The organism is Streptomyces sp. NPDC051567, assembly GCF_044454165.1.
In the GTDB taxonomy this organism is placed as follows: domain Bacteria; phylum Actinomycetota; class Actinomycetes; order Streptomycetales; family Streptomycetaceae; genus Streptomyces.
The window spans coordinates 193,254-213,916 of the sequence record NZ_JBITDK010000001.1 but is presented as its reverse complement, the minus strand read 5'-3'; the positions used below and the strand labels follow the sequence as shown (position 1 = coordinate 213,916).

Sequence of the window (20,663 nt, the reverse complement as noted above, 5' to 3'; positions counted from 1 at the left end):
CGGGGGCCGTCCGTGGTGCGGGCCGGTGGAGTTCAGCCCAGGTCGGGCGCGTGCATGGCGCGCACGCCCTCGATGTTGCCGTCGAGGTAGTGGCGCAGGGACAGCGGGACGAGGTGGACGGCGGCGATGCCGATCCGGCTGAAGGGCACGCGGACGATCTCGTACTCGCCTTCGGGCTGTTCCACCTCGGGGCCGTGACGCTGGTCCGGGTCCATCGATTCGAGATGGCAGACGAAGAAGTGCTGCACCTTCACGCCGGTCACTCCCCCGTCGGCGATGTGCTCGACGGTGTCGACGAAACAGGGCACCACATCGGTGATCTTCGCGCCGAGTTCCTCGTGGACCTCCCGGTGGAGGGCGTCGACGACGGTGGTGTCCGAGGGCTCCACCCCTCCGCCCGGGGTGAGCCAGTAGGGATCGACGCCGGGCCTGGTGCGTTTGATGAGGATCAGGTCGTCACCGTCGAGCAGGATCGCGCGGGCGGTGCGTTTGACCACGGGACGTTCGGTCATGGGAGAAGAGTGGCCCGTGGCTCCGGTTCTGAAACGCGCCAGGGCCGGAAACCGGAGGGGCTCACCAGTGCACGGAGGCGCGCAGCAGCCGGTCGTGGGCCCGGGCGAGGTGCGCGAGGGCGAGACCGCCGGTCCGTACGACGAGGAACCAGGTGCGCAGCGGTGGTACGGGGGGCTCCAGCAGGGCGACGATCTCGCCGCGGGAGAGGGGGCCCTGGCAGAGGTAGCGGGGCAGGACGGCGAGTCCGGCGCCGGCCCGTACGCATTCCAGTACGGCTCTCAGGTCGGGGGCGACCACGGTGGCGGCGGCCTCGGGCGGGGTGTCGAAGACGGCGGTCCAGTAGCGGGTGAAGAGCGGCAGGCTCTCGTGGACCTCGACGAGCGGGATGCCGTCGACGGCGGCGGGTCCTTTGTCGCGCAGCTGGTCCGGGTCGACGAGGGCGGCCCAGTAGGGCGCGGCCACCAGAACGTGTTCCTCGTCGCACAGGGCGGTGGCGGTGAACAGTCCGCCGCGGGGGTGGGCGGTGGTGACGACGAGGTCGTGGTGTCCGGCGGCGAGTCCGTCGAGGGTTTCCTCGGCGTCGGCCCGAAGGGTGGTGCGCAGGGTGTGGCCCTGGCCGACGAGGGGTGCGAGGGCGGGGAGTACGCGCAGGCACAGGAACTCCGGCGGCCCGGCGATGTGCAGGGTGCGTGACGCGCCGGCGGCCTCCTGCTCGGCCTCGGTGATCCGCAGCAGGGCGTCGAGGTGAGGGGCGGTCTTGTGGGCGAGTTCGTCGCCGACGGCGGTGGGGGTGACGCCGCGGGGGCGGCGGTGGAACAGGGGTCGGCCCAGCTGGCGTTCGAGGGTGCGTATCTGGGAGGTGACGGCGGGCTGGGACAGCCCGAGGAGCGCGGCGGCGCGGGTGAACGAGCCGGCCCGGTGCACGGCGATGAAGGTGCGCAGCAGGGCGAGGTCCATGGCGGGCCCTCTCGGTGGGGCCTTCAACTATAAATATGCCGATAGACCCCTGTCGTTACCGTGATTGGACTCTGACGCAGAGTCAATTAGCCTTGACCGCGTGGTTCTTCACGTGCGGAACCCGAGGCGGTCCGAGTCACCAGGGGGGAGGCCCGGACCGCCCTTCCTCGCGGTTGTCAGTGGTGGTGACCTGCCCGGTCAAGGGCGCGCAGGACATCCGCGACGAGGTCTTCGGCGTCCTCGGCCCCGGCGGAGAAGCGGATGAATCCCTCCGGTACGGCGTCGCCTCCCCACCGTCCGCGCCGTTCCGCGGTGGACCGTACGCCACCGAAGCTCGTGGCGTCCTCGACCAGGTGCAGGGCGGTCATGAAGCGTTCCGCGTGCGCGCGGTCGGGCAGGGTGAAGGAGACCACCGACCCGTAGCCCCGCATCTGGCGGGTGGCCGTGGTGTGGGCGGGGTCCGCGGGCAGGCCCGGGTAGCGCAGCCCGCTCACGTCGGGCCGGCCGGCCAGCGCCTCGGCGACGGACAGGGCGTTGGCCCACTGGCGTTCGACGCGCAGCCGGAGGGTGGACAGGGAGCGGTGGGCGAGCCAGGCTTCCATCGGACCCGGGATCGCTCCCACGATCTTGCGCCACTGCCGGACGCGGGCGGCGAGCTGCCGGTCGCGGCAGACGACGTAGCCGAGGAGCAGGTCGCCGTGGCCGGTGAGGCCCTTGGTGCCGCTGGCGACGGAGAAGTCCGCGCCGAGTTCCAGGGGGCGTTGCCCGAGCGGGGTCGCGAGGGTGTTGTCGACGGCGACCAGGGTCCCTCCCGCGTGCGCGGCGTCCACGAGGCACCGTACGTCGCAGACGTCGAGGCCGGGGTTGGAGGGGGTCTCGATCCACAGCAGCCGGGCTCCGTCGAGCGCTGCGAGCTGGGCTTCCCCGGCGGTGGGGGCGGTGCGTACGTGGATGCCGTACGCCTCCAGCTGGTCCCGTAGCAGCGGCAGCGCCTGGTAGCCGTCGTCGGGCAGGACGACGGTGTCGCCGGTGTGTGCCTGGGAGAGGAGGACGGCCGAGATCGCGGCCATGCCGGAGGCGAAGACGACGGTGTCGACCTCCTGGCCGGGGGCCTCCAGCTCGCCGACGGCCCGTTCCAGCAGGGTCCAGGTGGGGTTGGTGTCACGGCCGTAGGTGTACGGGCCCTCGACGTCGCCGGGGAGGTGGAAGTGGGCGGCGAAGACGGGGCCGGGCAGGGTCGGTTCGTTCTTGACGGGCTCGGGCAGTCCGGCGCGGACGGCCAGGGTGCTGTCGCCGAGCCGGTGGGCGGGGGTGGCCCCCGGGGCTCCGGTGGCTCTGCCCGGTGTGGCCTGTTCGTGGTCGTACGTGTTCACGTGCTGGGCTCCTTCAGGGCCTCGCGCCCCGGCGTCCCGGAGGGCGGAAGCCACCGGTCCGGTGGTGGTGGCCCTTACCGGGCGGCTGCCGGGACGCCGTGCGGGGCTGTCCGTTCAGTCCTTGTCGGGCAGGACCATGTTCACGGCCCAGGAGACGACGGAGATGATCAGGCCGCCGACGACCGCGGTCCAGAAACCGTCGACGTGGAAGCTGAGGTCGAACTGCTCGGCCAGCCAGGAGGTGAGGAGCAGCATGAGGGCGTTCACGACGAGGGTGAACAGGCCGAGGGTGAGGATGAACAGCGGCAGCGAGAGCAGCTTCACCACGGGCTTGACGATGAAGTTGACCAGGCCGAAGACCAGCGCGACCAGGATCAGGGTGAGGGTCTGGCGGCCCAGGCTGCCGTCGTCGAGGGTGATGCCGGCGAGCAGCCAGACCGCTACGGCCAGGGCCGCCGCGTTGGCGAGCGTCTTGACTACGAAATTCGTCATGTGTCTGATCGTTGCAGAGAAGATCCTGGTGGCACATCAGCACATCAGTGGATGCCGCAGCACAGCACGAGCACAAGGGGCACAACGACGATGAAGGCATTCCGGCTCGACGAGCTCGAAGCGGAGCGCGTCGCGAACGACGGCGCCTACCTCCAGTTCCTGCGTGAGCGGAACATGTCGGTCGGGCTGTACGCGCTCGACGCGGGGCAGGTCGATCCGCAGCAGCCGCACCGTCAGGACGAGGTGTACTTCGTCGTGAGCGGCCGGGCCGCGATCACGGTCGGGGAGGAGACGACGGCGGTCGCGCGGGGCAGCGTGGTCTATGTCCCGGCGGGGGTGGCGCACAAGTTCCACCACATCTCCGAGGACCTGCGGGTGATGGTGGTCTTCTCCCCTCCGGAGGGCTGACCGGGCCGGCTGACCGGGCCGTCGGCTGAGGGTCGCTCCCCCGATCCCCCTAGGGGGCGGGTCAGGGGAGTCCGGGGGCTCACGGGCCCCCGCCCCGGGCCGTGGCCTCCTACCCTCGTGAGCAGGAAGTCACGGACGAGGGTGAGGACGAGGAGATGGACATGGACGGCATCCGGAAGACATTCGCGGGCATGCCCTGGTGGGTCAGGTGGGTCGCCGTACCGCTGCTGGCGCTGTTCGTCTTCGGTGGAGTGATCACCAGCGTGCTCGGCGCCATCATCGGTCTGGCCTTCAAGGCGCTGCTCTTCGTCGCGCTCGTCGGTGGTCTGGTCTTCGTCGTGAAGAAGGTCAAGAGCGGTGGTGAGAAGTCCTCCTCCGGCCAGTGGTAGGAGCGGCGGGCGGGGCGGTCCGGGCCGGTCGGCTCCGGCGTTGAGCCAGCCGAGGGAACGTACGGTGTTAAACCACCTCCACCTCAAGAGCCGGTGGATAGAGTGGCGCTCTCTGCCGCCACCTGGGCACCGAACGCTGGTGACACCGCTTTGAACTGCGGTGATGCACAACAATCGCCGAGTACGACCCCAGGGGCCACGGCACACGCGGGGGCGGCCCCCGCAAGGCGGGCCCCCGATGCCCGCCGCCACGCCTGGGGGTGAGCTTTGTCTCCGGTTCACAACGCCGGTGTGCCGACTCTGATCGGTTCGGTGCGCAGGGCGCTGAGGCTGCTCGAAGCAGCGGGTTCCCACGACGGGGGAGCCCCGGCGAAACAGCTGGCGCGCGAGGCCGGGCTGCCGCTGTCCACCGCGTACCACCTGTTGCGGACCCTGACGCACGAGGGCTATCTGCGCCGGGAGGCCGGGGTCTTCGTGCTGGGCGCCGCCGCCGGGCGGCTCGTCGGCGGCGGACTCCAGCAGAAACGTCGCGGCATGATCCTCGACTCCCTCGCACGCCTGCGCGACGCGGTCGGGGCCCCCGTCTACTTCGCGGTCTACCGCGAGGGTGAGATCGAGGTCCTGGGCGTCTCGGCCTCCGAGGCCGCCCCCGCCTGCGAGGAGTGGGCCGATTTCCGGGAGACCGCCCACGCGCACGCCGTCGGCCAGTGCCTGCTCGGCCAGCTCGACGAGAAGACGCGCAGGGACCACTACGAACGTCATCCCGTCGAGGCCGTCACCCCTTACACCGTGCGGGATCTCCGGTCACTGGAGCGCCGGATCTGCTCCCTCGAACGGACGCGGCCCGTGACCGAGCGTCAGGAATACGCGCTCGGCACGGTGTGCGCGGCCATCCCGGTCGCCACCGGTGATACGGCCGCGACCCTGGCGATTTCCCTCCCCTTGCACCAGGAAGACCGGTTGCTGACTGCAATTGATCAGCTACGGATCGAAGTGGATACTTTGCTGAACACCCTTCCGCTCTCTATCAGTATCTGAAAACTCACTCCTTGTGATCTGCTGGCGCTTCCACCACTCTTGTCAAGAGGGCTTTGGGGGATCATTCCTGGCCACTTCCACTACAGCGGGGTAGGCAATGCGCGAGTCGGTACAGGCAGAGGTCATGATGAGTTTCCTCGTTTCCGAGGAGCTCTCGTTCCGGATTCCCGTGGAACTCCGGTACGACGCGCGTGACCCCTACGCCATCCGTCTGACCTTCCACCTTCCCGGCGATGCCCCTGTGACCTGGGCGTTCGGCCGGGAACTCCTCCTCGACGGCATCAACAAGCCGTGCGGTGACGGCGACGTACGCATCGCACCCACCGACCCCGAGGAGCTGTCCGACGTCCACATCCGGCTTCAGGTCGGTGGTGACCGGGCCCTGTTCCGCGCCAGCGCGGCACCCCTCGTCGCGTTCCTCGACCGCACCGACCGGCTTGTTCCGCTCGGTCAGGAGCGCAACTCGGGCGACTTCGAGGACCACCTCGACGAGGCACTCTCCAAGATCCTCACCGAGTCGCAGCAGCAGAACGAGCAGAACGCGGGCTGAGGCGCGGCCCGCCCGTACCTGCCGGCCTCCTCAGCGCTTGCGCCGGCGCCGGCCCCGGCCACCGCGGGCCGGCCCGGCCGCCGGAGCGGCGCCCGGGGAGCCCGGACGGTCCGCGGAGACCACCAGCGCGGCCAGTGCCGTGGTCATGGGCACCGAGGCCACGAGCCCGATCGAGCCCACGAGGGTCCGTACGATCTCCTCCGCGACGAGTTCGCTGTTGGCCACCGACCCCATGCTGCTGTTCGCGATCGAGAACAGCAGCAGCAGGGGGAGCGCGGCGCCCGCGTAGGCCAGCACCAGGGTGTTGACCACCGACGCGATGTGGTCCCGGCCGATCCGGATGGCCGCCCGGTAGAGGGCGCGCGGCCCCATCGACGGGTCGGCCTGGTGGAGTTCCCACACGGCCGAGGTCTGGGTGACCGTCACGTCGTCCAGCACGCCCAGCGATCCGATGATCACGCCCGCGAGCAGCAGGCCGCTCATGTCGATCTCCGGGTACAGCCCGTGGATCAGCCCGGTGTTGTCGTCGGTGTTGCCGCTGAGGAACGCCCAGCCGATGAACAGCGAGCCCAGCAGGCCGATCAACAGCAGGGACGCGAGTGTGCCGAGGACGGCCACAGAGGTGCGCGCGGTCAGGCCGTGGCACATGTAGAGCGCGATGAGCATGATGGCGCTGGCCCCGACGATCGCGACGACCAGGGGGTTCGACCCCTGCAGGATGGCCGGGAGGATGAAGAGGGTCAGCACGGCGAAGCTGATGACGAGCGCGACGAGCGCGAACAGCCCCCGCATCCGGCCGACCAGGACGACCGCGACGGCGAAGATGCCGGCGAGCAGCGCCATCGGCAGCTTCCGGTTCACGTCGATCACCGAGTACTGGAGGTCGTGCGGCGCGTTCGGCGCGTACGCGACCACCACCTCCTGGCCGTCCGCCAGCTGTCTCGGTGCGCCCGGCTGGACGATCTCCACGAAGGTGCGGCCCTTGTCCGGGCCGGTGCCGACCTCGACGGTGGCCTTCTTGCACTCCCCGTTCTGCGCGGCCACCGCCTCGCGGCCCTGCGGGGTGGAGGTGTCGCCGGTGGGCGGTACCTGGGCGGCGTTGACGGATTTGCAGTCGACCCGCGCGAGCGAGACCACCTTGCCCTGCTGGGTCTGCCGGTCGAAGCCGACGCCGCTGCGTTCGTGAGCGGGGGTGCCGCCGGGCCAGAGCACGGCCATGCCGACGAGAACGGCCGTGGCGAAGGGGATGAGTACGGCGGCGATGACCTTGCGCAGGTGTTTCGAGACGGGGGCGGCCGGGCCATGGCTGTGGCTGTGCCCGTGGGAGTGCCCAGAGGTGTGCCCGGGACCGGAGGACGCATGGCCCGGGTCCGTGTGGCCTGTGTGACCAGTGGGGTATGTGGGCTCAGTGGGAGGATGCGGCGAGGACGTCACCGGCCGATCATCGCAAGAGATGAGAGGGGCCACTGTTCAGCACGCCACAGATGGCGCTAGCGTGGGGGCACCTTTGCACATCGCGGGAGCTCGGAGCACCGGGCTGAGAGGGCGCTGACCACCGTACGCACCACAGCAATTGCGTACGGAACGAGGCTGCGTCGACCGCCGAACCTGTTACCGGGTAATGCCGGCGTAGGGAGATAGGTCTCATGACCGTTCAGGACGCACGCACGCCTGCCGTCAGCCAGGACGCCGACGGCCGGGCCGAGCGCCAGCCGGGCTGGCACAAGGGGTACGTGGCGGGCTCCCGCCCCGACCTCCGGGTGCCGGTCCGCCAGGTACATCTCACCAACGGCAAGGACGTGACGCTCTACGACACATCCGGGCCGTACACCGACCCCCAGATCGAGACGGACGTGCGCCGGGGACTGGCCCCGCTGCGCGAGAACTGGATCATCGGCCGCGGGGACACCGAGGAGTACGCGGGCCGTCCCGTGCGCCCCGAGGACGACGGCATCAAGCACACCTCGCCGCGCGGTGGCCTCAAGAACCTCGACGCGGTCTTCCCGGGCCGTCCCCGCCAGCCCCGCCGGGGACGGGACGGCGTCGCCGTCACGCAGCTCGCGTACGCACGCCGGGGGGAGATCACTCCGGAGATGGAGTACGTCGCGATCCGCGAGAACGTCTCCCCGGAGGTGGTGCGCGAGGAGATCGCGGCGGGCCGCGCGGTGCTGCCGGCGAACGTCAACCATCCGGAGATCGAGCCGATGATCATCGGCAAGCGGTTCCTGGTGAAGGTCAACGCCAACATCGGCAACTCCGCCGTCACCTCCTCCATCGAGGAGGAGGTCGACAAGATGACCTGGGCGACCAAGTGGGGCGCCGACACGGTCATGGACCTCTCGACGGGCCGCAACATCCACACCACGCGTGAATGGGTGCTCCGCAACTCCCCGGTGCCGATCGGCACCGTGCCGCTCTACCAGGCGCTGGAGAAGGTCGACGGCCGCGCCGAGGACCTGACCTGGGAGACGTACAAGGACACGGTCATCGAACAGGCCGAGCAGGGCGTCGACTACATGACGGTCCACGCCGGCGTGCTGCTGCCGTACGTGCCGCTGACCGCCCGGCGCAAGACCGGCATCGTCTCGCGCGGCGGGTCCATCATGGCCGCGTGGTGCCTGGCGCACCACAAGGAGAACTTCCTCTACACGAACTTCGAGGAACTCTGCGAGATCCTCGCGGCGTACGACGTCACCTACTCCCTCGGTGACGGTCTGCGCCCCGGATCGATCGCGGACGCCAACGACGCGGCGCAGTTCGCGGAGTTGAAGACGCTGGGTGAACTGAACACGATCGCCAAGCGTCACCAGGTCCAGACGATGATCGAGGGTCCGGGCCATGTCCCGATGCACAAGATCAAGGAGAACATCGACCTCCAGCAGGAGATCTGCGAGGAGGCGCCGTTCTACACCCTCGGCCCGCTGACCACGGATGTCGCGCCCGCGTACGACCACATCACCTCGGGCATCGGCGCCGCGATGATCGCCTGGTGGGGTACGGCGATGCTCTGCTACGTGACGCCCAAGGAGCACCTCGGCCTGCCCAACCGTGACGACGTGAAGACCGGTGTCATCACCTACAAGATCGCCGCACACGCGGCGGACCTCGCCAAGGGGCACCCGGGTGCCCAGGAGTGGGACGACGCCCTGTCGGACGCGCGGTTCGAGTTCCGTTGGGAGGACCAGTTCAACCTGGCCCTCGACCCGGACACGGCACGCGAGTTCCACGACGAGACCCTGCCGGCCGAGCCCGCCAAGACCGCGCACTTCTGCTCGATGTGCGGTCCGAAGTTCTGCTCGATGAAGATCTCGCACGACATCCGCCGTGAGCACGGAGGGGATCTGAAGGCCGACGAGATCCAGGCGGGCATGGCGGAGAAGTCCGCCGAATTCGCGGCCGCGGGCAACCGGGTCTACCTGCCGCTGGCCGACTGACGCACCGGTGAAGGACGCCGCCGCTCCCGGTCCCATGCACCGGGAGCGGCGGCCGTCGACCCGTCCCCGGTGGGTACACGGGCACGGGCGCCGACGTGTTTCACGTGAAACATGGACGGACGTTTCACGTGAAACATGCCGGGCGGGCGTCCGGGCGGCTACTCCGGCTCGCGCCCGGGGCCCCCGAAGTCCGGGCTCGTGAAGTCCGGAGAGCCGAAGCCGGTCCGTGGGTCCTGGGAGGTCCCGGGACCGGTGGAGCCGGGTGAGGAGTGTCCCGGGCCCGCTGCCCGGTCGCCGGGATGGAGGGGCACCGGATAGCCCAGGCCCGCGCCCGGGTCGGCGAGCGCATCCCGGAGGAAGGGGACGATGCCCCGCTCCAGCAGCGCGTTCCGCCAGGCTTCGCGGGCCCGCGCGACCTCGTCCGGGACGGTCTGCGCCTCCTGGGCCACCACCTCGGTCGAGCTGTTGCGGACAGCGGTCACCAGCAGTCCGGCCACCGCGAGGAGCAGGGCCGCCGCGGTGAGCGCGCCGAAGAACCAGCCCGTCGTCAGGATGGTCGTGGCGAAGGCCGGTTCCGGCTCCACCATCTTCAGGGCGTAGCCCACCAGCAGGAAGATCAGCATGGCCGTGCCCGCCAGGACCGGGGCGAGGACGACGACCGCGGCGCCGGCGCCCTTCCCCCGACGGCCCCGGCCGCCGTCCTCCTCTCCCGGGGGCCCGGGGGAGGTCAGGGTCTCGTCGCGCTGTTCCTCGCGGATCTTCACGTAGTGGTCGTACTCGGCCGCCGCCGCGGCGGTCAGCAGAGCGCTGGCTTCCATGGCCATCGTGCGCAGTTGTTCGGCGTTCAGCCGTTCGCCCAGGGTGGCGAGCTCGGGCCGTTCGTCCGCGGTGCGCAGTACCTCGTCGAGAATCCGGTCGAACTCCGGTCGGTCTTCGGTCAGCAGATGCGGAGCGCTGGTCATGTGCGTCCCCCGATGCTCCGTGGGGCCGGTGTGCCCGATGGGGGCGGGCGTCGGCACAGACGGAGGAGAGCCTGCTACGGACAGAGCGATGGTAGAGCGCCCACGCCACGAGGTGACAGGGACTTTCTTGAGATACCCCGCTCCGCTGAGACTCAGTCGTTCAGGGGGAGTCGTACGACGAGCAGCTTGCCCGCCATCGTCACTCCGCCGTCCACGGCGATGGCGAGGCCTTCCGCGTACACGTGCGGGCCGTCCACCGACTCCGGGCCGTGCGCGTGGTCCCCGTCCTCGGCCCCCGCCTCGCCGAGCAGGTAGGGGATGGGGCTGTGACCGTGCACGACGCGGCTGCCGCCGTAGGTCCCGAGGAGTTCGCGGACGGCCTGGGGGCCGGTCTCCTCGTCACGGAAGGCGAACCGTCTGGTGAACTTGCGGAAGAGGTCCCAGGTGACGTCGGCGTCGTTGCGGGTGAGCAGCTCGTGGATGGTGTCGTTGACGTCCTCGACGGAGTCGCCGTAGTCCAGGTAGGCCGTGGTGTCGGAGTGGAGCAGCAGGTGCCCCTCCTCCAGGACGGCCGCGTCCAGGCGCGACATCCACTGCAGGTGGACGTCCTGGAGGCGCTCCATGTCGGTGCGCTGTCCGCCGTTGAGGAGCCAGGCGGCCTGGAAGGTGGCGGTGCCCGCACCGGAGGCGACGGGGGTGTCGCCGAACCGCTTGGCCCCGATGAGCAGCAGTTCGTGGTTGCCCATGAGCGCCTTGCAGTAGCCGCCGGCGGCGGCGGCCTCGGCGGACAGGCTCATGACGAGGTCGATCACGCCGATGCCGTCGGGGCCCCGGTCGGTGAAGTCGCCGAGGAACCAGAGCCGGGCGTTGCCCGCGGACCAGTGGCGGTCGGCGTCGATGAGCCCCTGGGCGTGGAGTTCGGTGACGAGTTCGTCGAGGTAGCCGTGGACGTCGCCGACGACGTAGAGCGGGCCGGGGCCGGTCGCCGCGGAGTCCTGGGGGACGTGGTGGAGCTGGACGGTGTCGCCTTCCGCGCCGCGGCCGATGACGGGAAGGTCGCGTTGCGTGGGGGTGTACCCCTCGGGGTGGCTCTCCGGCGCTTCCTGGCTCACGGCCGCGGGGTGCGCCGGGGCCGGCTCCGGGGCGTAGTCGGGCCGTGGGGGCACGGGCGGCGAGGTCTGGCCGTAGTACGCCGGGTACTCGCCGTACACGGGTGGTTCGCCGGAATGCCCGTCGGATACGGCGTACAGGGCGGGTGCGGTGACCGGGACCTGGAAGTCCCGCAGCGTCTCCGTCCGCGTCGCGGGTCCCTGACCGGCCCCCTGAGTCATCGACCCCTCCACCACCGTCGCGCTGCCGTACATCTGCGGACCTTCCTGACCTCCGGGGCGGAGGGTCCGTGATGTCGTGCGCCCATCATAGGAATGCGGCTCGCGCTCTGTGACGCACCAGGGGTGGTGAATCCTGGCCGGAGCCGGTCCTTCCAGCCGTTTTCTCCCGAAATAGGTGTTGCGGAAATGCCCGGCGGGGCGGCGGGCCCCGCCGGGGCGGTCAGTCCTGGGCCGGGGAGCGGGGAGGGCTGACGGTCGTACGGGGCTGCCTGCGCTGGGAGGAGGTGCGGATGATGAGTTCGGTCGGGATGACCTGTTCGACGGGGCGTCCGGTGTCGACTCCCTCGATGGCGTCGATCAGCAACTGCACGACGGCGGTGCCGATGCGGCGCGGTTTCAAGGAGAGCGTGGTGATGGGCGGCTCGGTGGTCGCGTACACGGTGGACTCGCTGCAGCAGACGAGCAGCAGGTCCTCGGGGACGCGCAGGCCGTAGCGCCGGGCCGCGGCGAGCAGGTCGGTGCCGTTGGGGTCGAAGAGCCCGTAGACGGCGTCGGGCCGGTCGGGGCGGGCGAGCAGCCGGTCGGCGGCGACGGCCCCCGCGCACGGGTCGTGGGCGGGGTAGGACTCGTAGACGGGGTCCTGGCCGACGCGCTCGCACCAGCTGAGGTAGGCGGTGGTGGAGAGCCGGGTGTAGGTGTCGGTGGTGGTGCCGGTCAGCAGTCCGATCCGGCGGGCACCGGCGGCCGCGAGGTGGTCGAGCAGGTTGAGTACGGCGGCCTCGTGGTCGTTGTCGACCCAGGCGGTGACGGGGAGGGAGCCGGCCGGGCGGCCGTCGGAGACCACGGGGAGTCCTTGGCGGACCAGTTCGCTGACGACGGGATCGTGGTCGGAGGGGTCGATGACGACGGTGCCGTCGAGGGCCACGTTGGACCAGACGTCGTGTCGTGAGGTGGCGGGGAGGATGACGAGGGCGTATCCGCGGGCGAGCGCCGCGGAGGTGGCGGCCCTGGCCATTTCGGCGAAGTACGCGAATTCGGTGAAGGTGAAAGGTTCATCCCCGTACGTCGTCACCGTCAGGCCGATGAGGCCGGACTTGCCGGTACGGAGGGTGCGGGCGGCGGCCGACGGCCGGTAGCCGAGCCGGTCGGCGACCTCACGGACATGGCGTCGGGTGGCGTCCGGCAGCCGTCCCTTGCCATTGAGCGCGTCGGAGACGGTCGTGATGGAGACGCCCGCCGCGGCGGCCACGTCCCTGATGCCGGCCCGGCTCTGTCGGCCGGCGGCCCGCCGGGTGGTCTCGGTCCGGCTCACCTGGTGCTTCCCTGCTGCTGTCATGGCGTGCCGATAGTAGGGCTCTGAGTGCGGGGTGGTCCGGATGCATATGCACGCGTTGACAGACACGATTCTGCATGGTTCGTCTCCCTCAATGACCTTGAAAATGAAGGTATTTGATCGCTGTGAGGGCGGGGGGCGCCCATAGACGGGTACGGGCATGCCAAAACAGTGGGGTCCGGGAGGGGTCTCAACTCACCTGTACGAGGGACGCGCGCCACGGCGCAGGCCACCAGCGCGTGCATATATGCGTGCGCTCCCCCGTAATCCTGGCGTCCGCCGTTCTCGGGCGGCCGGAATCCTCATAAGGTGAGGAGCATTGAGTCGACGGCGACGTCGTACGGGACGGTCGAGGAGGACCTGCGGTGAGCGAGAAGAGCCCGAAGCTGCGCGCCGAGCTGGACGGAATCCCCACTTACAAGCCCGGCAGGCCCGCCGCGGCGGGCGGGCCGGTCGCCTACAAGCTGTCCTCGAACGAGAACCCGTACCCGCCGCTGCCGGGGGTGCTGGAGAGCGCGGTGGCGGCGGCCGGCAGTTTCAACCGCTACCCCGACATGGCCTGCACGGGCCTGGTGAACGAGATCGCCGAGCGGTTCGGGGTCCCGGTCGAGCACATCGCCACCGGCACCGGCTCGGTGGGCGTGGCGCAGTCGCTGATCCAGTCGACGGCCGGTCCGGGTGACGAGGTCATCTACGCCTGGCGCTCCTTCGAGGCGTATCCGATCATCACGCAGATCTCGGGCGCCACGTCCGTGAGGGTCCCGCTGACCTCGGACGATGTGCACGATCTGGACGCCATGGCCGCCGCGGTCACGGACCGGACCCGGCTGATCTTCGTCTGCAACCCCAACAACCCCACCGGTACCGCCGTGCACCGTGCCGAGCTGGAACGCTTCCTGGACCGCGTGCCCTCGGACATCCTGGTGGTCCTGGACGAGGCGTACCGCGAGTTCGTGCGGGACCCCGAGGTGCCGGACGGGATCGAGCTCTACCGGACCCGGCCGAACGTCGCGGTGCTGCGGACGTTCTCCAAGGCGTACGGGCTCGCCGGGCTGCGGGTCGGGTTCGCGGTGGCGCACGAGCCGGTGGCCGCGGCGCTGCGCAAGACGGCGGTGCCGTTCGGTGTCAGCCAGCTCGCCCAGGACGCGGCCGTGGCCTCGCTGCGCGCGGAGGACGAGCTGATGGGGCGGGTCGGGTCGCTGGTGTGCGAGCGGGAGCGGGTGCACGGGGCGCTGCTCGCGCAGGGCTGGACGGTGGTTCCGCCGACGCAGGCCAACTTCGTGTGGATGCGGCTGGGGGAGCGGACCGCGGAGTTCGCGGCGGTCTGCGAGAAGGCCGGTGTGGTGGTCCGGCCCTTCGCGGGCGAGGGCCTTCGGGTCACGATCGGCGAGACCGAGGCGAACGACATCTTCCTGAGCGCGGCGCAGGCGTTCCTCAAGGAGCTGTAGTCCCCGGCGCGCGCCCCCCGTCCGTGCGGGGGGCGCCGGGCGGGTGAGCGGGGAACGCGCCTTCGCCGGTGTGGCGGGCGTGCCCGGCGCGGCCGTCCGCCGTGCCCGGCGTGCCCGGTTGTGCCGCCGTCCGCAGGGGACCCCGCCTGAAAGGGTGGGATCTCGGTACGACATAATGCTTGTGAATGTGAACGCGTTCACAAGCGTGTCCCGCTTCCTCCCGGATTGAGTGGGACACAACAGGCAGACTGCCGCTGTGACCACGGCGACCCGAAGGAGACGACGACGTGGACCAAGCTTTGGCGCCGGAGACGCTGGCGCGATGGCAGTTCGGTATTACCACCGTCTATCACTTCCTCTTCGTCCCCCTGACGATCTCGCTCGCCGCCCTCACGGCCGGCCTGCAGACCGCATGGGTGCGCAGTGAGAACGAGAAGTACCTCAGGGCCACGAAGTTCTGGGGGAAGCTCTTCCTGATCAACATCGCGATGGGCGTCGTCACCGGAATCGTCCAGGAGTTCCAGTTCGGTATGAACTGGTCCGACTACTCACGGTTCGTCGGTGACATCTTCGGGGCCCCGCTGGCCTTCGAGGCGCTGATCGCCTTCTTCTTCGAGTCGACCTTCATCGGCCTGTGGATCTTCGGCTGGGACAAGCTCCCGAAGAAGATCCACCTGGCCTGCATCTGGATGGTGTCCATCGGCACCATCCTGTCCGCCTACTTCATCCTGGCGGCGAACTCCTGGATGCAGCACCCGGTCGGCTACCGCATCAACGAGGAGCGGGGCCGGGCCGAGCTGACCGACTTCTGGCGCGTGCTGACCCAGGACACCGCCCTCACCCAGTTCTTCCACACCATCACGGCCGCCTTCCTGGTCGGCGGCGCGTTCCTGGTCGGAATCTCCGCCTTCCACCTGGCGCGCAAGAAGCACATCGCCGTGATGCGGACCTCGCTGCGCCTCGGCCTGGTCACCCTGATCATCGCCGGACTGGGCACCGCCATCAGCGGGGACCTGCTCGGCAAGGTCATGTTCAGGCAGCAGCCGATGAAGATGGCCGCCGCCGAGGCGCTCTGGGACGGCGAGGCGCCCGCGCCCTTCTCCCTCTTCGCCTACGGCGATGTCGAAAAGGGCCACAACACGGTCGCCCTGGAGATCCCGGGGCTGCTGTCCTTCCTGGCCAACGGCGACTTCACCTCGTTCGTCCCGGGCATCAACGACGTCAACAAGTCGGAGCAGGAGAAGTTCGGGCCCGGCGACTACCGGCCCAACATCCCCGTCGCCTACTGGGGCTTCCGCTGGATGATCGGCTTCGGCATGACCTCCGTCGGCATCGGCCTGCTGGGGCTCTGGCTGACCCGCAGGAAGTTCCTGCTCCCCTCGGCGCTGCGGACCGGTGAGAGCGAAGTCCCCCACCTGGTCCTCTTCAAGAAACCGCTCGGCTCCAGGTTCACCCGCTGGTACTGGAACCTCGCGCTCTGGACCCTGGGCTTCCCGCTGATCGCCACCTCCTGGGGCTGGATCTTCACCGAGATGGGCCGCCAGCCCTGGGTGGTCTACGGAGTCCTGCGGACCAAGGACGCGGTCTCGCCCAACGTGTCCCAGGGCGAGGTGCTCACCTCGATGATCGGCTTCACCCTTCTCTACGCTGTCCTCGCGGTCATCGAGATCAGGCTGCTGGTGAAGTACGTCAAGCTCGGGCCGCCCGAGCTCACCGAGTCCGACCTCAACCCGCCCACCAAGATCGGCGGGGACGACAAGAACTCCGACCGGCCGATGGCCTTCTCGTACTGAGGCTGAGGAGACCACACCATGCAACTCCACGACGTCTGGTTCGTGCTCATCGCCGTCCTGTGGATCGGCTACTTCTTCCTGGAGGGCTTCGACTTCGGGGTCGGCGTACTGACCAAGCTGCTCGCCCGCGACCGCAAGGAGAAGCGGGTCCTGATCAACACGATCGGGCCCGTCTGGGACGGCAACGAGGTCTGGCTGCTCTCCGCGGGCGGTGCCATGTTCGCCGCCTTCCCCGAGTGGTACGCCACCCTCTTCTCCGGCTTCTACCTGCCGCTGCTGATCATCCTGGGCTGCCTCATCGTCCGCGGGGTCGCCTTCGAGTACCGGCACAAGCGGCCCGAGGACAGGTGGCAGACCAACTGGGAACACGCGATCTTCTGGACCTCCCTCATCCCCGCGTTCCTCTGGGGCGTCGCCTTCGCCAACATCGTGCGGGGCGTGAAGATCGACCAGGACATGGAGTACGTCGGAAACCTCTTCGACCTGCTCAACGTCTACTCGATCCTCGGCGGCCTGGTCACCCTCACCCTGTTCACCTTCCACGGCACGGTCTTCACCTCGCTCAAGACGGTCGGTGACATCCGGGACCGCTCGCGCAAGCTCGCGGCCCGGCTGGGCGTGGTCACGGCCGTGCTGGCACTGGCCTTCCTGATCTGGACCCAGCTCGCGCACGGTGACGGCTGGAGCCTGATCGCGATGACCGTCGCGGTGGTGGCGCTCGTCGGCGCCCTCGGGTTCAACCTGGCCGGCCGCGAAGGCTGGGCGTTCGCCCTCTCCGGAGTCACCATCGCGGCTGCCGTCTCGATGCTCTTCCTGACGCTCTTCCCGAACGTCATGCCCTCCTCGCTGAACGACGCCTGGAACCTCACGGTCACCAACGCCTCGTCCACCCCGTACACGCTGAAGATCATGACGTGGTGCGCGGGAGTGGCGACGCCGCTCGTCCTGCTCTACCAGAGCTGGACGTACTGGGTGTTCCGCAAGCGGATCGGCACCCAGCACATCGTCGACGCAGCCTGACGTCCACCGCGCCCGACCCGACCGCCTGACCCTGCCTGGGGGATGTTTCACGTGAAACCGATCGACCCGCGCCTGCTGCGGTACGCCCGCTCCACCCGCCTCTTCCTCGGGGCGGTGGTGGCCCTGGGGCTCGCCGGGGCCGGGCTGGTCGTCGGTCAGGCGATGCTGATCGCCGAGATCGTGGTCGGCGCCTTCGAGAAGGGGATGGACGGCCAGGCGCTCCGGACGCCACTGCTGCTGCTCGCGGCGGTGGCGCTCGGACGCGCACTGGTCGCCTGGCTGACCGAGCTGGCCGCGCACCGGGCCGGCGCGGCGGTCAAGTCGGAACTGCGGGGCAGGCTGCTGGAGCGCGCGACCGTGCTCGGGCCCGGCTGGCTGAGCGGCAGGCGGACCGGATCGCTGGTGGCACTGGCCACCCGGGGCGTGGACGCGCTCGACGACTACTTCTCCCGCTACCTGCCCCAACTGGGCCTGGCGGTGGTCGTACCGGTGGCGGTCCTCGCCCGGATCGTCACCGAGGACTGGGTGTCGGCGGCCATCATCGTGGTCACGCTGCCACTGATCCCGCTCTTCATGGTCCTCATCGGCATGGCCACCCAGTCCCGGATGGACCGCCAGTGGCGGCTGCTGTCACGGCTGTCGGGACACTTCCTCGACGTGGTCGCGGGCCTGCCGACCCTGAAGGTCTTCGGACGGGCCAAGGCCCAGGCCGAATCGATCCGGAAGATCACCGACGACTACCGGCACGCGACGATGCGGACCCTGCGGATCGCGTTCCTCTCCTCCTTCGCGCTGGAACTGCTGGCGACCCTGTCGGTGGCGCTCGTCGCCGTCACCATCGGGATGAGGCTGGTCCACGGGGAACTCGACCTCTACACCGGGCTGGTCATCCTGATCCTGGCACCCGAGGCGTACCTGCCACTGCGTCAGGTGGGAGCGCAGTACCACGCCGCCGCCGAAGGGCTGGCGGCGGCGCAGGAGATCTTCGAGGTCCTGGAGACCCCGGCGGACGCCACGGGCGCGACGGCCGCCGTCCCGGACGGGAAGGCCGGGCCGCGCATCGAGTTCGACGCGGTCGCCGTCCGCTACGAGGGCCGCGCTGAGGACTCCCCCGGACCGTTCTCGCTGACGGTCGAGCCCGGGGAGTGCGTGGCGCTCACCGGGCCGAGCGGCGTGGGCAAGTCCACCCTGCTCCAGGTCGTGCTCGGCTTCGTGACCCCGGCCGAGGGCCGGGTGCGGATCGGCGGGGTGGACCTGGCCGAACTGTCGCGGGAGGACTGGCACCGCCGGATCGCCTGGGTCCCGCAGCGCCCGCACCTGTTCGCGGGCACGATCGCGGAGAACGTACGACTGGCCCGGCCGGACGCGTCCGACGACGCCGTGGCCAGGGCACTGGAGGACGCCGGGGCCCGGGAGTTCGTGGCCGCGCTGCCGCACGGTGCGCAGACACCGCTGGGCGAGGGCGGAACCGGTCTCTCCGCAGGCCAGCGTCAGCGGCTGGCCCTGGCCCGGGCCTTCCTGGCGGACCGGCCACTGCTGCTGCTGGACGAGCCGACGGCCGCGCTGGACGGCGAGACCGAGGCGGGGATCGTGGACGCGGTCCGGCGGCTGGCGGCGGGACGGACCGTGCTGCTGGTCGTGCACCGGCCGGCGCTGCTGGCGGTCGCGGACCGGGTGGTGCCGGTGGGCCCCCGCCCCGGGGCGTCCCCCGCCGCCGCCTCACGTGCCGTCGCGCCGCCCCGGAGCGCACCCGCCGCCGGCACCGGCCCCGCCGATCCGGGCGAGTGGATTCTCGGGCCCGTGCCGGAGCGGGCACGGGCCGACGGGGGCACCGACACGGGCGGCGCCGACCCGCTGCGGCGGGTCCGCGCGGTGGCCAGGGCCTGGCAGGGCCGGTTCCGGCTGGGCCTGCTGCTCGGAGCGCTCGCCGTCGGGTGCGGTGTCGGCCTGATGGCCGTCTCCGGATGGCTCATCTCACGCGCCTCGGAACAGCCCCCCGTGCTCTACCTGATGGTGGCCGTCACGGCGACCCGGGCCTTCGGGATCGGCCGGGCCGTCTTCCGGTACGCCGAGCGGCTGGTGTCGCACGACGCCGTGCTGCGCATCCTCGCCGACCTGCGGGTCTCCGTGTACCGACAGCTGGAGCGCATCGCGCCCGCCGGACTGCGCGAGCAGCGGCGCGGGGACCTCCTCAGCCGTCTGGTGGCCGATGCCGACACCCTCCAGGACTACTGGCTGCGCTGGCTGCTGCCGGTCGGCACCGCGGTGCTCGTCGGCACCGGGTCGGTCGCCTTCACCGCCTGGCTGCTGCCCGAGGCCGGAGCCGCGCTCGCCGTCGGACTGCTCGCCGCGGGCATCGGGGTGCCGCTGGTCAGCGCCGCCTGCGCCCACCGCGCGGAGCGGCGGCTCGCGCCCGCCCGGGGCGAACTCGCGACCCAGGTGGCCGACCTGCTGACCGGCACGGCCGAACTGACCGTCGCCGGCGCGCTGGACGAGCGGAGGGGCCGCGTGCGCGCGAGCGACCGGGTACTGACCGCGATCACCGCGCGCGGGTCCGCCGTGACCGGGCTCGGCAGCGGACTGTCCGCCCTCGTCTGCGGGCTGACCGTGGTGTTCGCCGCAGCCGCCGGGGCCGGGGCCGTCGTGGACGGAAGGCTGTCCGGAGTGGTCATGGCGGTCGTGGTACTGACCCCGCTGGCCGCCTTCGAGGCCGTCAACGGGCTCCCGCTGGCCGTCCAGTACCGCCAGCGGGTCCGCCGCAGCGCCGAGCGCGTCTACGAGGTCGTCGACGCGCCCGTCCCGGTCGTCGAGCCGGAGCAGCCGTCCGCGCTCCCCGGCTCGCCGTTCCCGCTGCGGCTGACGGGGCTCGCCGCCCGGTATCCCGGCCAGGAGCGCGACGCACTGCACGCGCTGGACCTGACCCTGGAGCCCGGCCGCCGCATCGCGGTCGTCGGCCCCTCCGGCTCCGGGAAGACCACACTGGCCCAGGTCCTGCTGCGGTTCCTGGACCCGCACGAAGGGACGTACACCCTGGGCGGGACGGACGCGCGCGCCCTCGACAGCGACGAGGTACGCGCCGTCGTGGGCCTGTGCGCCCAGGACGCGCACCTCTTCGACAGTTCGGTACGGGAGAACCTGCGGCTGGCCCGGCCCGGGGCGAGCGACGCGGAACTGCGGCGGGCACTGGCCTCGGCCCGGCTCCTGGAGTGGGCCGACGGACTGCCGGACGGGCTGGACACGCTGGTCGGCGAGCACGGCGAACGGATCTCCGGCGGCCAGCGTCAGCGGCTGGCCCTGGCCCGCGCGCTGCTCGCGGACTTCCCCGTCCTGGTCCTGGACGAGCCGGCCGAGCATCTGGACCTGGCCACCGCGGACGCCCTGACGGCCGATCTGCTGGCCGCCACGGAGGGCCGCACCACCGTACTGATCACCCACCGGCTGGCCGGTCTGGAGGCCGTCGACGAGGTGATCGTGCTGGACCGAGGCGAGGTCGTCCAGCGCGGCGGGTACGCGGAGCTGGCCGGTACCGACGGGCCGTTGCGGCGGTTGCTGGAGCGGGAACAGGGGGTGGAGCGAAGGTTGGCCGACTTTCCCCAGTAAAAGGGACTAACTAGGCTCAAGG

Annotated in this window: 17 protein-coding genes and 1 riboswitch; of the genes, 9 read left to right on the top strand and 8 right to left on the bottom strand. The window is 70.5% G+C overall.

All coding sequences use genetic code 11. The annotated features are described in order from the left end of the window. Positions 1-32: 32 nt before the first annotated feature. The 4 genes from ACIA5F_RS00940 to ACIA5F_RS00925 all read right to left on the bottom strand — a co-directional run bounded on the left by ACIA5F_RS00940 (position 33) and on the right by ACIA5F_RS00925 (position 3,335). Entirely contained in the window at positions 33-512 is a 480-nt protein-coding gene (locus ACIA5F_RS00940) for an NUDIX domain-containing protein (RefSeq protein ID WP_399347717.1), read from the bottom strand. Between the two features lie 61 nt (positions 513-573). Then, positions 574-1,470 (bottom strand): LysR family transcriptional regulator, encoded by an 897-nt coding sequence (locus ACIA5F_RS00935; protein ID WP_399347715.1) that lies wholly within the window; start codon positions 1,468-1,470, stop codon positions 574-576. 176 nt (positions 1,471-1,646) lie between these two features. Next, positions 1,647-2,843: a cystathionine gamma-lyase gene (locus ACIA5F_RS00930; protein WP_399347713.1), complete on the bottom strand. Its 1,197-nt coding sequence runs from the start codon at positions 2,841-2,843 to the stop codon at positions 1,647-1,649. A 114-nt stretch (positions 2,844-2,957) separates the two neighbouring features. Beyond that, positions 2,958-3,335: a phage holin family protein gene (locus tag ACIA5F_RS00925; protein ID WP_399347711.1), complete on the bottom strand. Its 378-nt coding sequence runs from the start codon at positions 3,333-3,335 to the stop codon at positions 2,958-2,960. A gap of 90 nt (positions 3,336-3,425) precedes the next feature. On the opposite strand from ACIA5F_RS00925, the gene ACIA5F_RS00920 reads away from it, so the two are divergent. The 4 genes from ACIA5F_RS00920 (at position 3,426) to ACIA5F_RS00905 (ending at position 5,720) form a co-directional block, all read left to right on the top strand. Further along, complete coding sequence (locus ACIA5F_RS00920; RefSeq protein ID WP_399347709.1) at positions 3,426-3,743, top strand: cupin domain-containing protein; 318 nt, start codon at positions 3,426-3,428, stop codon at positions 3,741-3,743. Positions 3,744-3,904: 161 nt separating this feature from the next. Then, the gene (locus tag ACIA5F_RS00915) at positions 3,905-4,132 is read left to right on the top strand and encodes a DUF5326 family protein (protein WP_399347708.1); all 228 of its coding nucleotides are present in this window, start codon (positions 3,905-3,907) and stop codon (positions 4,130-4,132) included. A 300-nt stretch (positions 4,133-4,432) separates the two neighbouring features. After that, positions 4,433-5,170: an IclR family transcriptional regulator gene (locus ACIA5F_RS00910; protein ID WP_399348150.1), complete on the top strand. Its 738-nt coding sequence runs from the start codon at positions 4,433-4,435 to the stop codon at positions 5,168-5,170. 97 nt (positions 5,171-5,267) lie between these two features. Further along, positions 5,268-5,720 carry an SsgA family sporulation/cell division regulator gene (locus tag ACIA5F_RS00905; RefSeq protein WP_399347705.1) on the top strand — a complete coding sequence of 151 codons (453 nt, stop codon included), beginning with the start codon at positions 5,268-5,270 and terminating at the stop codon, positions 5,718-5,720. A gap of 30 nt (positions 5,721-5,750) precedes the next feature. On the opposite strand, the gene ACIA5F_RS00900 is transcribed toward ACIA5F_RS00905, so the two are convergent. Then, entirely contained in the window at positions 5,751-7,187 is a 1,437-nt protein-coding gene (locus ACIA5F_RS00900) for a YibE/F family protein (RefSeq protein ID WP_399347704.1), read from the bottom strand. Positions 7,188-7,226: 39 nt separating this feature from the next. Further along, positions 7,227-7,373, top strand: a riboswitch (TPP riboswitch). Between ACIA5F_RS00900 and thiC the strand changes: the two genes are divergently transcribed. Next, the gene (gene thiC, locus ACIA5F_RS00895) at positions 7,367-9,154 is read left to right on the top strand and encodes a phosphomethylpyrimidine synthase ThiC (RefSeq protein WP_399347702.1); all 1,788 of its coding nucleotides are present in this window, start codon (positions 7,367-7,369) and stop codon (positions 9,152-9,154) included. Its footprint overlaps the riboswitch before it by 7 nt. 158 nt (positions 9,155-9,312) lie before the next feature. Here thiC and ACIA5F_RS00890 read toward each other — a convergent pair whose 3' ends face one another. From ACIA5F_RS00890 to ACIA5F_RS00880, 3 genes are all read right to left on the bottom strand, one after another. Continuing rightward, positions 9,313-10,116, bottom strand: coding sequence for a hypothetical protein (locus tag ACIA5F_RS00890; RefSeq protein ID WP_399347700.1), 804 nt, complete (start codon positions 10,114-10,116; stop codon positions 9,313-9,315). 152 nt (positions 10,117-10,268) lie between these two features. Then, positions 10,269-11,480, bottom strand: coding sequence for a metallophosphoesterase (locus ACIA5F_RS00885; protein WP_399347697.1), 1,212 nt, complete (start codon positions 11,478-11,480; stop codon positions 10,269-10,271). Positions 11,481-11,667: 187 nt separating this feature from the next. Further along, positions 11,668-12,783, bottom strand: a complete 1,116-nt coding sequence (locus tag ACIA5F_RS00880; RefSeq protein WP_399347695.1) for a LacI family DNA-binding transcriptional regulator — start codon at positions 12,781-12,783, stop codon at positions 11,668-11,670. Positions 12,784-13,145: 362 nt separating this feature from the next. On the opposite strand from ACIA5F_RS00880, the gene hisC reads away from it, so the two are divergent. The 4 genes from hisC to cydD all read left to right on the top strand — a co-directional run bounded on the left by hisC (position 13,146) and on the right by cydD (position 20,641). Next, positions 13,146-14,228: a histidinol-phosphate transaminase gene (gene hisC / locus ACIA5F_RS00875; protein WP_399347692.1), complete on the top strand. Its 1,083-nt coding sequence runs from the start codon at positions 13,146-13,148 to the stop codon at positions 14,226-14,228. Between the two features lie 287 nt (positions 14,229-14,515). Continuing rightward, a complete protein-coding gene (locus tag ACIA5F_RS00870; protein ID WP_399347690.1) occupies positions 14,516-16,021 on the top strand; it encodes a cytochrome ubiquinol oxidase subunit I in 1,506 nt (501 codons plus the stop codon). A gap of 18 nt (positions 16,022-16,039) precedes the next feature. After that, complete coding sequence (cydB, locus tag ACIA5F_RS00865; RefSeq protein WP_399347687.1) at positions 16,040-17,041, top strand: cytochrome d ubiquinol oxidase subunit II; 1,002 nt, start codon at positions 16,040-16,042, stop codon at positions 17,039-17,041. Positions 17,042-17,092: 51 nt separating this feature from the next. Continuing rightward, a complete protein-coding gene (cydD, locus tag ACIA5F_RS00860) occupies positions 17,093-20,641 on the top strand; it encodes a thiol reductant ABC exporter subunit CydD (protein ID WP_399347685.1) in 3,549 nt (1,182 codons plus the stop codon). Positions 20,642-20,663: the final 22 nt, after the last annotated feature.

Excerpts from the sequence above, each read along its gene's own strand:
- cydB (WP_399347687.1), top strand. The coding sequence starts at position 16,040 with ATGCAACTCCACGACGTCTGGTTCGTGCTCATCGCCGTCCTGTGGATC.
- ACIA5F_RS00935 (WP_399347715.1), bottom strand. The coding sequence starts at position 1,470 with ATGGACCTCGCCCTGCTGCGCACCTTCATCGCCGTGCACCGGGCCGGC.
- ACIA5F_RS00885 (WP_399347697.1), bottom strand. The coding sequence starts at position 11,480 with ATGTACGGCAGCGCGACGGTGGTGGAGGGGTCGATGACTCAGGGGGCC.
- ACIA5F_RS00940 (WP_399347717.1), bottom strand. The coding sequence starts at position 512 with ATGACCGAACGTCCCGTGGTCAAACGCACCGCCCGCGCGATCCTGCTC.
- ACIA5F_RS00880 (WP_399347695.1), bottom strand. The coding sequence starts at position 12,783 with ATGACAGCAGCAGGGAAGCACCAGGTGAGCCGGACCGAGACCACCCGG.
- ACIA5F_RS00905 (WP_399347705.1), top strand. The coding sequence starts at position 5,268 with ATGCGCGAGTCGGTACAGGCAGAGGTCATGATGAGTTTCCTCGTTTCC.
- thiC (WP_399347702.1), top strand. The coding sequence starts at position 7,367 with ATGACCGTTCAGGACGCACGCACGCCTGCCGTCAGCCAGGACGCCGAC.
- ACIA5F_RS00920 (WP_399347709.1), top strand. The coding sequence starts at position 3,426 with ATGAAGGCATTCCGGCTCGACGAGCTCGAAGCGGAGCGCGTCGCGAAC.
- ACIA5F_RS00890 (WP_399347700.1), bottom strand. The coding sequence starts at position 10,116 with ATGACCAGCGCTCCGCATCTGCTGACCGAAGACCGACCGGAGTTCGAC.
- ACIA5F_RS00925 (WP_399347711.1), bottom strand. The coding sequence starts at position 3,335 with ATGACGAATTTCGTAGTCAAGACGCTCGCCAACGCGGCGGCCCTGGCC.
- ACIA5F_RS00915 (WP_399347708.1), top strand. The coding sequence starts at position 3,905 with ATGGACGGCATCCGGAAGACATTCGCGGGCATGCCCTGGTGGGTCAGG.